Source organism: Staphylococcus sp. EG-SA-2 (assembly GCF_017152085.1).
On record NZ_JACYHC010001028.1, the window covers coordinates 1 to 10,645 of the forward strand.

At 31.9% G+C, this 10,645-nt stretch carries 12 protein-coding genes and 1 pseudogene; all 13 read left to right on the forward strand.

From position 1 onward, the window contains the following. Window positions 1-126 (forward strand): (d)CMP kinase (locus IDG60_RS17535; RefSeq protein WP_206160998.1); only part of this gene is annotated, 126 nt, incomplete at its 5' end. Between the two features lie 357 nt (window positions 127-483). After that, window positions 484-567, forward strand: a pseudogene (locus IDG60_RS27840) (hypothetical protein); the annotation flags it as partial. A gap of 256 nt (window positions 568-823) precedes the next feature. Further along, the gene (gene rpsA, locus IDG60_RS17540) at window positions 824-1,999 is read left to right on the forward strand and encodes a 30S ribosomal protein S1 (RefSeq protein ID WP_000133961.1); all 1,176 of its coding nucleotides are present in this window, start codon (window positions 824-826) and stop codon (window positions 1,997-1,999) included. Window positions 2,000-2,220: 221 nt separating this feature from the next. Then, window positions 2,221-3,531, forward strand: coding sequence for a ribosome biogenesis GTPase Der (der, locus tag IDG60_RS17545; protein ID WP_000165530.1), 1,311 nt, complete (start codon window positions 2,221-2,223; stop codon window positions 3,529-3,531). Between the two features lie 16 nt (window positions 3,532-3,547). Further along, window positions 3,548-4,546: an NAD(P)H-dependent glycerol-3-phosphate dehydrogenase gene (locus IDG60_RS17550; protein ID WP_000161745.1), complete on the forward strand. Its 999-nt coding sequence runs from the start codon at window positions 3,548-3,550 to the stop codon at window positions 4,544-4,546. Between the two features lie 170 nt (window positions 4,547-4,716). Then, complete coding sequence (locus IDG60_RS17555; protein ID WP_001043863.1) at window positions 4,717-4,989, forward strand: HU family DNA-binding protein; 273 nt, start codon at window positions 4,717-4,719, stop codon at window positions 4,987-4,989. Between the two features lie 430 nt (window positions 4,990-5,419). After that, the gene (locus IDG60_RS17560; RefSeq protein WP_000450555.1) at window positions 5,420-5,992 is read left to right on the forward strand and encodes a heptaprenyl diphosphate synthase component 1; all 573 of its coding nucleotides are present in this window, start codon (window positions 5,420-5,422) and stop codon (window positions 5,990-5,992) included. Between the two features lie 2 nt (window positions 5,993-5,994). Beyond that, on the forward strand, window positions 5,995-6,720 hold the full coding sequence (locus tag IDG60_RS17565; protein ID WP_000774684.1) for a demethylmenaquinone methyltransferase: 726 nt from the start codon (window positions 5,995-5,997) through the stop codon (window positions 6,718-6,720). Window position 6,721: 1 nt separating this feature from the next. Beyond that, a complete protein-coding gene (locus tag IDG60_RS17570) occupies window positions 6,722-7,681 on the forward strand; it encodes a polyprenyl synthetase family protein (protein ID WP_001096471.1) in 960 nt (319 codons plus the stop codon). A gap of 91 nt (window positions 7,682-7,772) precedes the next feature. Then, window positions 7,773-8,222 carry a nucleoside-diphosphate kinase gene (ndk, locus tag IDG60_RS17575; RefSeq protein WP_000442480.1) on the forward strand — a complete coding sequence of 150 codons (450 nt, stop codon included), beginning with the start codon at window positions 7,773-7,775 and terminating at the stop codon, window positions 8,220-8,222. A 209-nt stretch (window positions 8,223-8,431) separates the two neighbouring features. Then, window positions 8,432-8,632 (forward strand): hypothetical protein, encoded by a 201-nt coding sequence (locus tag IDG60_RS17580; RefSeq protein WP_000789522.1) that lies wholly within the window; start codon window positions 8,432-8,434, stop codon window positions 8,630-8,632. A 385-nt stretch (window positions 8,633-9,017) separates the two neighbouring features. Further along, entirely contained in the window at window positions 9,018-10,184 is a 1,167-nt protein-coding gene (gene aroC, locus IDG60_RS17585) for a chorismate synthase (protein ID WP_001269921.1), read from the forward strand. Window positions 10,185-10,209: 25 nt separating this feature from the next. Continuing rightward, the coding region (locus IDG60_RS17590) for an iron-containing alcohol dehydrogenase (protein ID WP_206160997.1) at window positions 10,210-10,645 on the forward strand (436 nt) is incomplete at its 3' end.

Genomic DNA, 10,645 nt, shown 5'->3' on the forward strand with positions numbered 1-10,645 from the left:
TATGACATGAACCGTGAAATATCACCATTAAGAAAAGCAGATGATGCAGTGACATTAGATACGACAGGCAAGTCGATTGAAGAAGTTACTGACGAAATTTTAGCGATGGTGAGTCAAATTAAATAATTAAGAAGCTAACATTAATAAAATTTATAATTACTTGATGAACGGAAAAGGCTGTTTTTATTCTAATCGAATAGAAATGGTCTTTTGTTAATTTATAAACGAATAACGATAATACTAGAAATAAAAGTGCGTAATTAAACCAAGCATATTAGTAATTCAACTGATTTATAAACAACCTATGAATTGTATTAACAAAAAAGCTAAAATAGCATGTTATTTAAATTTACTTTTTTAAAATTAAAGAGATGCTTTAAAATACATCAATATTAAAGTGCTATTTAGCAATGACTTATTATTACGATTAACAAATATAATGATTAAAGAATGATGCCTAATATACACACTTCTTACTAACAAAATGTAAAAGTTTCTCAATTACGTGGCTTTTTGTTTTATAAAAGTATAAAATTTTACTATAATATATCTTGTAGAGAACAATGAAATGACAGACTTATAAAACAAAATAGTAAGCTATGCTAATTTTTATACAAAAAATATGTATAAACATAGCGGACTTTATTACTTGTTTGAATATATGGTTGTAATAAATATATGTCCAACTAATTTACAGAATGAGATTAAGTGACATATTTATGGATACAACTAATTTACTAAATGTAATAAAGGTAGAATTTCTTGACAATTCTGTCAGTTTATAAGATGTTATAAATATGTAGTGTATAAGGAGGCAAACAAGATGACTGAAGAATTCAATGAATCAATGATTAACGATATTAAAGAAGGTGACAAAGTCACTGGCGAGGTACAACAAGTTGAAGACAAGCAAGTTGTTGTTCATATCAACGGTGGTAAATTTAATGGGATTATTCCTATTAGTCAACTATCTACGCATCATATTGATAGCCCAAGTGAAGTTGTAAAAGAGGGCGACGAAGTTGAAGCATATGTCACTAAAGTTGAGTTTGATGAAGAAAATGAAACTGGAGCTTACATCTTATCTAGAAGACAACTTGAAACTGAGAAGTCTTATAGTTATTTACAAGAAAAATTAGATAATAATGAAATCATCGAAGCGAAAGTAACAGAAGTAGTTAAAGGTGGTTTGGTTGTTGATGTAGGACAAAGAGGTTTTGTTCCGGCTTCACTAATTTCAACAGACTTCATTGAGGATTTCTCTGTGTTTGATGGACAAACAATTCGTATTAAAGTTGAAGAATTGGATCCTGAAAATAATAGAGTCATTTTAAGCCGTAAAGCAGTTGAACAAGAAGAAAACGATGCTAAAAAAGATCAATTATTACAATCTTTAAATGAAGGCGATGTTATTCATGGTAAAGTAGCGCGTTTAACTCAATTTGGTGCATTTATAGACATTGGTGGTGTTGATGGTTTAGTGCATGTATCTGAACTTTCTCACGAACATGTTCAAACACCAGAAGAAGTAGTTTCAATTGGTCAAGATGTTAAAGTTAAAATTAAATCTATTGATAGAGATACAGAACGTATTTCATTATCAATCAAAGATACGTTACCAACACCTTTCGAAAATATTAAAGGTCAATTCCACGAAAATGATGTCATTGAAGGTGTCGTAGTAAGATTGGCAAACTTTGGTGCATTTGTTGAAATTGCACCAGGTGTACAAGGACTTGTACATATTTCTGAAATTGCACACAAACACATTGGTACGCCAGGTGAAGTGTTAGAACCTGGTCAACAAGTAAATGTTAAAATATTAGGTATTGATGAAGAGAATGAAAGAGTATCACTATCTATTAAAGCAACATTACCAAACGAAGATGTTGTTGAAAGTGATCCTTCTACGACTAAGGCGTACTTAGAAAACGAAGAAGAAGATAATCCAACAATTGGCGATATGATTGGTGATAAACTTAAAAATCTTAAACTATAATTTAATATTTAATAGTCAACTCCACATGTTTATGATTGCATGTGGAGTATTTTTATGTAACAAAATATACTCGGAATGATAACGTGGACAAATTTAACTAAGTGTTTAAAAAGATAAAGTTTTAAGTGCTGATTTTTATCATTACAGTAATAAACTCATTTTGAATACACAGTCTCATGTGATATTATTAAAAAGATATAAGAAAGAGAGGAAGTTAGCTTATGACTAAACCTATAGTAGCTATTGTAGGTAGGCCTAATGTAGGTAAATCTACAATTTTTAATAGAATAGTTGGAGAACGTGTTTCGATTGTGGAAGACACGCCAGGTGTAACACGAGATCGTATTTATTCTTCAGGTGAATGGTTAACACATGATTTCAATATTATTGATACAGGTGGTATTGAAATTGGTGATGCACCATTCCAAACACAAATTAGAGCGCAGGCAGAAATCGCCATAGATGAAGCGGATGTTATTATTTTTATGGTTAACGTGCGTGAAGGATTGACACAAAGCGATGAAATGGTCGCTCAAATTTTATACAAATCTAAAAAACCGGTCGTATTAGCGGTTAACAAAGTAGATAATATGGAAATGCGTACAGACGTGTATGATTTCTATTCATTAGGATTTGGTGAACCGTATCCGATATCAGGGTCACATGGTTTAGGTCTTGGTGACTTGTTAGATGCAGTTGTTTCTCATTTTGGTGAAGAGGAAGAAGATCCTTATGATGAAGATACAATTCGACTATCCATTATTGGACGACCAAACGTAGGTAAATCAAGTTTAGTAAATGCTATTTTAGGTGAAGATCGCGTTATCGTTTCTAATGTTGCAGGGACAACGAGAGACGCTATTGATACAGAGTATAGTTATGATGGACAAGATTATGTTTTAATCGATACTGCTGGTATGCGTAAAAAAGGAAAAGTATATGAATCAACTGAGAAATATTCAGTACTAAGAGCTTTAAAAGCGATTGAACGTTCAAATGTTGTTTTAGTGGTCATTGATGCAGAACAAGGCATCATTGAACAAGATAAACGTGTTGCAGGATATGCACATGAACAAGGTAAAGCAGTCGTGATTGTCGTAAATAAATGGGATACTGTGGAAAAAGATAGTAAAACGATGAAGAAATTTGAAGATGAAGTACGTAAAGAATTCCAATTTTTAGATTATGCACAAATTGCTTTTGTGTCTGCTAAAGAACGCACAAGATTACGTACATTATTCCCTTACATTAATGAAGCAAGTGAAAACCATAAAAAACGTGTTCAAAGTTCAACTTTAAATGAAGTTGTTACTGATGCAATTTCCATGAACCCTACACCAACAGACAAAGGTAGACGTTTGAATGTCTTTTATGCAACACAAGTTGCTATAGAACCACCGACATTTGTTGTATTTGTTAATGATGTAGAATTAATGCATTTTTCTTATAAACGCTATTTAGAGAATCAAATCCGTGCCGCTTTTGGTTTTGAAGGTACACCAATTCATATTATAGCTCGAAAGAGAAATTAACGATTGGGGGATAACAATGACTAAAATTACCGTTTTTGGTATGGGAAGTTTTGGGACAGCCCTTGCCAATGTTCTTGCAGAAAATGGACATGATGTTTTGATGTGGGGTAAAAATCAAGATGCTGTTGATGAATTAAATACATGTCATACAAATAAAAAGTATTTAAAATACGCGAAATTAGATGTTAACATCATCGCTACTTCAGATATGACCAAAGCAATTCAATTTGCAGATATTTACTTAATGGCTTTACCTACTAAAGCAATGCGAGAAGTTGCTACTCAAATTAATGATAAGCTGACCTCTAAAAAGACTTTTATACATGTTGCTAAAGGTATTGAAAATGGGACGTTTAAACGTGTGTCAGAAATGATTGAAGATTCTATTTCACCCGAATATAATGCAGGTATTGGCGTGTTGTCAGGGCCAAGTCATGCGGAAGAAGTTGTAGTCAAGCAACCAACTACAGTTGCTGCATCATCAAAAGATAAAAGTGTAAGTAAATTAACGCAAGATTTATTTATGAATGATTATTTGCGTGTGTACACGAATGATGACTTGATTGGTGTTGAACTTGGTGGTGCATTGAAAAATATCATCGCAGTAGCAAGTGGTATCGTAGCTGGAATTGGCTACGGTGATAATGCAAAAGCTGCGTTAATGACTCGTGGTTTAGCGGAAATTAGTAGATTAGGTGAAAAGTTAGGTGCCGATCCTATGACATTTCTAGGTTTAGGTGGTATCGGTGACTTAATCGTTACTTGCATATCAACACATTCTCGAAATTTCACATTAGGATATAAACTTGGACAAGGTGAATCAATGGATCAAGCATTATCTGAAATGAATATGGTTGTTGAAGGTATTTATACAACTAAATCAGTTTATCATTTAGCTAAAGAAAAAAATGTGGATATGCCAATTACAAATGCATTATATAGAGTATTATTTGAAAATATCTCAGTAAAAGAATGCGTAAAAGATTTAATGGAGCGCGATAAAAAATCTGAATAAAATGTGTATTATTACACATATACGGCTAATAATTACGTAAAATGAATAGAAATGGCTTAAATTCAACGTTTTTGCCACATAAATGATTGCGATTTATGTAATGCTTGTGTTAAAGTTTTACCATAATGATATAAACATATCATTATCAAACCTCAGGAGGTGAATGTCTAATGAACAAAACAGATTTAATCAATGCAGTTGCAGAGCAAGCTGATTTAACTAAAAAAGAAGCTGGTTCAGCAGTAGATGCTGTATTCGAATCAATCCAAAACTCACTTGCTAAAGGTGAAAAAGTACAATTAATTGGTTTCGGTAACTTTGAGGTACGTGAACGTGCTGCACGTAAAGGTCGTAACCCTCAAACTGGTAAAGAAATTGATATCCCAGCAAGTAAAGTTCCAGCATTCAAAGCTGGTAAAGCATTAAAAGATGCTGTAAAATAATTTTACTTAAAAAGCCCTGAATAAGGGCTTTTTATTTTGCTTTTAATACTTACAACCTGTACATAATTTGTAATGTTCTTCTAAGTTTTTAATCTTTGGAACATTCATTGTTTAAGCGTTCAAAATATTACATGACATAATAGTTTTGATAAAAATAGCAACTACAAAATATACATATGAATAATGAGATTAATTGTTAGCGTTGAATTTACTTAAAAGGTAACCATGTCTACTATAGTATTTTACGTTATTTAAAAAGATGAATAATGTAAATGAAGTAAAGGTTATTATGAGAATTACAAAAGCTACATAAATTACTGTTAGTTTAAATTGAAATTTAAAAATGATAAGTAATCTTAATGCTTCAAAAGATTTTAATTTCTTACATATAATGTTAATATGAATAGTGATAATATCGTGAGGTGTAGACATGGAAACAACTGTTAGCAAATTGGAAAGACAAATAGAAGAAAGATTAAAGGGTGTATCAGAATATGAATCCATTAATATTAATCATCGGTTAGGTAAGTTACTTGATTCATATGATATTCCAGATGTTGCCAAAGTAGCATGCCTCACAATTGACACATCAATGAGACACCTTGATGACATTACATATAATCATTTGTCTAAACATTCCATTTTGATTGGAGATTTAATTAGTGCACATTTTTATACGCTACTAGCAGAAATCAATGATTTATCATTTCAAAATGAAATTAGTAAAGCAATTGTTGAAATTAATGAATTGAAATCTTCATTACATCATCAAGCTTTAAATGATTATGAAATTTCTCAAGCAATAGTAAAAATTGAAACACTTTTCCCATATATTACGTTATCTCATTTCGGTATCAATATTGATGAGTCGGAAATATATAATTATTTATTTGAAGATATGTCTGATTACTATCCATCATACTTCAAGAAATATAATCAAAGTGAAGTAAAGCATTACTTACACGATATCCAAAAAAGTTATTTAAAAAGTAGAGGTAATTAAGCATGGCTGACAATAAAGCAAATAAAGAGCAAGTACATCGCGTTTTTCAAAATATTTCAAAAAAATATGATAGATTAAATAATATTATTAGTTTTGAGCAGCATAAAGTATGGAGAAAACGCGTCATGAAAGACATGGGTGTTAGAAAAGGGACGAAAGCATTAGATGTTTGTTGTGGTACTGGTGATTGGACAATCGCATTAAGCAAAGCTGTAGGACCAACAGGTGAAGTTACTGGTATTGACTTTAGTGAGAATATGTTAGAAGTAGGAAAAGAAAAAACTGCTTCAATGGAAAATGTTAAACTTGTTCATGGTGATGCAATGGAATTGCCGTTTGAAGACAATTCTTTTGATTATGTAACAATTGGGTTTGGATTAAGAAATGTGCCAGACTATTTAGTCGCGTTAAAAGAAATGAATAGAGTACTTAAACCAGGTGGTATGGTGGTATGTCTTGAAACGAGCCAACCAACTTTGCCAGTCTTTAAACAAATGTATGCACTATACTTTAAATTTGTTATGCCTATTTTTGGAAAATTATTTGCAAAATCAAAAGAAGAATATGAATGGTTACAGCAATCTACGTTTAATTTTCCTGGAAAAGAAGAGTTGAAGCGCATGTTTGAAGAAGCAGGTTTCATAAATGTAAGAGTACGTAGTTTTACAGGGGGCGTTGCTGCAATGCACCTTGGCTATAAAGAAAAAGATAATACCAAAGGTGATTAACGTGGCAAAGTTAAACATGAACAATGAAATTAAGAAAGTGGAACAACGACTTGAAAAGGCAATAAAAAGTAAAGATTCTGTATTAGAACAGGCATCATTACACTTATTGTCTTCTGGTGGTAAAAGAGTACGCCCAGCATTTGTTATTCTGAGTAGCCAATTTGGCAAAGATGAACAAACGTCTGAACAAACGTATCAAGTTGCAGTCGCATTAGAGTTAATTCATATGGCAACACTTGTTCATGATGACGTTATTGATAAAAGCGACAAGCGTCGAGGCAAGTTAACCATATCAAAGAAATGGGATCAGACAACTGCTATTTTAACTGGGAATTTTTTATTGGCATTAGGACTTGAACACTTAATGGCCGTTAAAGATAATCGTGTACATCAATTGATATCTGAATCTATCGTTGATGTTTGTAGAGGGGAACTTTTCCAATTTCAAGACCAATTTAACAGTCAACAGACAATTATTAATTATTTACGACGTATCAATCGCAAAACAGCACTGTTAATTCAAATATCAACTGAAGTTGGTGCAATTACTTCTCAATCTGATAAAGAGACTGTACGAAAATTGAAAATGATTGGTCATTATATAGGTATGAGCTTCCAAATCATTGATGATGTATTAGACTTCACAAGTACCGAAAAGAAATTAGGTAAGCCGGTCGGAAGTGATTTGCTTAATGGTCATATTACGTTACCGATTTTATTAGAAATGCGTAAAAATCCAGACTTCAAATTGAAAATCGAACAGTTACGTCGTGATAGTGAACGCAAAGAATTTGAAGAATGTATCCAAATCATTAGAAAATCTGACAGCATCGATGAGGCTAAGGCAGTAAGTTCGAAGTATTTAAGTAAAGCTTTGAATTTGATTTCTGAGTTACCAGATGGACATCCGAAATCACTACTTTTAAGTTTGACGAAAAAAATGGGGTCAAGAAACACATAGTATTTATGAAAAGTATTGAAAGCGCTTTACCAACCTGTTAATATATAATAGTAATATACATAAACCTATTAAACACAGGGGGATACATAAAGTGGAACGTACATTTTTAATGATTAAACCAGACGCAGTACAAAGAAATCTAATTGGTGAAGTAATTTCAAGAATTGAAAGAAAAGGACTAAAACTTGTCGGTGGTAAATTAATGCAAGTACCAATGGAACTTGCTGAAACACATTATGGTGAACACCAAGGCAAACCGTTTTATAATGATTTAATTTCATTTATTACATCAGCACCAGTGTTCGCAATGGTAGTTGAAGGTGAAGATGCAGTTAATGTATCTAGACATATTATTGGCAGCACCAATCCTTCAGAAGCTTCACCAGGATCAATTAGAGGTGATTTAGGTTTAACTGTTGGTAGAAATATCATTCACGGTTCAGATTCATTAGAGTCTGCTGAACGTGAAATTAATCTATGGTTTAATGAAAATGAAATTACTAGCTATGCTTCACCACGTGATGCATGGTTATATGAATAAAATATAAACTGTAAACCTTTACGATTTATTTATAAAGGTAGAAAGGGTTTTGTTATGTGGTTAGTCATTATGATTATACATAACAAGGCCCGTTTTTTATGTTGTAGTAAATTACTTGAAAAATTTTATAGTTTTTTTGGTAACACGTATTAAAAAGAGAGGAATATTCTTTATCAAATGAAACTAAACAGAGAGAAGGGGTTGTTAAAATGAAGAATATTATTTCGATTATTTTGGGGATTTTAATGTTCTTAAAATTAATGGAATTACTATATGGTGCTATATTTTTAGATAAACCACTTAATCCTATAACAAAAATTATTTTTATACTGACTCTCATTTATATTTTTTATGTATTAGTAAAAGAATTGATTATATTTTTGAAGTCAAAGTATAACAAAAGCGCTTAACATATGTATATTTTAATATCATAATTTTTTTAAACGGACTGATTAACTTTATTAATAATTAACAGTTCGTTCTTTTGTATTAAGAAATGTAGTCAGTATATTATTTGCTAAAGTTGCGATACGATTATATTAAAACGGCTAATCATTTTTAATTAATGATTATATGATGCAACTGTTTAGAAATTCATGATACTTTTCTACAGACGAATATATTATAATTAATTTTAGTTCGTTTAATATTAAGATAATTCTGACATTTAAAATGAGATGTCATCCATTTTCTTAATTAAGCTTGAAAACAAACATTTATGAATCCACAATGAATGTGATAAGATTAACAACATATTATAATGTTATTGCGGAAGTATGAAAGGAGCGAGTGTGTATGAGATATCTAACTTCAGGAGAATCACATGGACCTCAATTAACAGTTATTGTCGAAGGTATACCAGCAAATTTAGAAATTAAAGTTGAAGATATTAATAAAGAAATGTTCAAGCGTCAAGGGGGTTATGGTCGTGGCCGACGCATGCAAATTGAGAAAGATACAGTAGAAATAGTATCAGGCGTTAGAAATGGTTATACATTAGGTAGTCCAATTACTATGGTTGTAACCAATGATGACTTTACGCATTGGAGAAAAATTATGGGAGCAGCTCCAATAAGTGAAGAAGAACGTGAAAATATGAAACGTACTATTACAAAACCAAGACCTGGTCATGCAGATTTGGTTGGAGGTATGAAATATAATCATCGTGATTTACGAAATGTGCTAGAGCGATCATCTGCTAGAGAAACAGCAGCTCGAGTTGCAGTCGGTGCCTTATGTAAAGTGTTATTACAACAGTTAGATATCGATATATACAGTCGTGTTGTTGAAATAGGTGGCATTAAAGATAAAGATTTTTATGATTCAGAAACATTTAAAGCAAATCTTGATCGTAATGATGTTCGTGTAATTGATGACAGTATCGCACAAGCAATGCGAGATAAAATTGACGAAGCTAAAAATGAAGGAGATTCAATTGGCGGTGTCGTTCAAGTTGTAGTTGAAAATATGCCTGTTGGTGTTGGTAGTTATGTGCATTATGATCGTAAGTTAGATGGTAAGATTGCACAAGGTGTTGTCAGCATAAATGCTTTTAAAGGTGTAAGCTTTGGAGAAGGATTTAAAGCAGCTGAAAAGCCAGGTAGTGAGATTCAAGATGAAATTCTATATAATAGTGAAATTGGTTATTATCGTGGATCTAATCATTTAGGTGGTTTAGAGGGTGGTATGTCAAATGGTATGCCAATTATTGTAAATGGTGTAATGAAACCTATTCCTACGTTATATAAACCATTAAATTCAGTTGATATAAATACTAAAGAAGACTTTAAGGCAACAATTGAACGTTCTGATAGTTGTGCTGTACCTGCAGCAAGTATAGTGTGTGAACACGTTGTTGCATTTGAAATAGCGAAAGCATTACTTGAAGAGTTTCAATCAAACCATATTGAACAACTTCAACAACAAATTGCTGACCGCAGACAATTAAATGTTGAGTTTTAACAACGAGAACAATTGAGGTGTGATCATGAAATTACAAACAACCTATCCTTCAAACAATTATCCAATATTTGTTGAACATGGTGCAATTGACCATATTAGCACGTATATTGATCAGTTTGATCAAAGTTTTATATTAATTGACGAGCATGTAAATCAATATTTTGCTGATAAATTTGATGATATTTTATCATATGAAAATGTGCATAAAGTCATTATTCCAGCTGGTGAAAAGACGAAAACATTTGAGCAATATCAAGAAACATTAGAATACATTTTGTCACATCATGTAACGCGTAATACAGCGATTATAGCTGTTGGTGGTGGTGCGACAGGAGATTTTGCAGGATTTGTAGCAGCAACACTATTAAGAGGTGTCCATTTTATACAAGTTCCTACAACGATTTTGGCGCATGATTCTAGTGTTGGCGGTAAAGTGGGTATTAACTCAAAACAAGGTAAAA

Coding starts and splice junctions, on each gene's coding strand:
- der (WP_000165530.1), top strand. CDS start 2,221: ATGACTAAACCTATAGTAGCTATTGTAGGTAGGCCTAATGTAGGTAAA.
- IDG60_RS17565 (WP_000774684.1), top strand. CDS start 5,995: ATGGCTGACAATAAAGCAAATAAAGAGCAAGTACATCGCGTTTTTCAA.
- aroC (WP_001269921.1), top strand. CDS start 9,018: ATGAGATATCTAACTTCAGGAGAATCACATGGACCTCAATTAACAGTT.
- rpsA (WP_000133961.1), top strand. CDS start 824: ATGACTGAAGAATTCAATGAATCAATGATTAACGATATTAAAGAAGGT.
- IDG60_RS17560 (WP_000450555.1), top strand. CDS start 5,420: ATGGAAACAACTGTTAGCAAATTGGAAAGACAAATAGAAGAAAGATTA.
- IDG60_RS17555 (WP_001043863.1), top strand. CDS start 4,717: ATGAACAAAACAGATTTAATCAATGCAGTTGCAGAGCAAGCTGATTTA.
- IDG60_RS17580 (WP_000789522.1), top strand. CDS start 8,432: ATGAAGAATATTATTTCGATTATTTTGGGGATTTTAATGTTCTTAAAA.
- IDG60_RS17550 (WP_000161745.1), top strand. CDS start 3,548: ATGACTAAAATTACCGTTTTTGGTATGGGAAGTTTTGGGACAGCCCTT.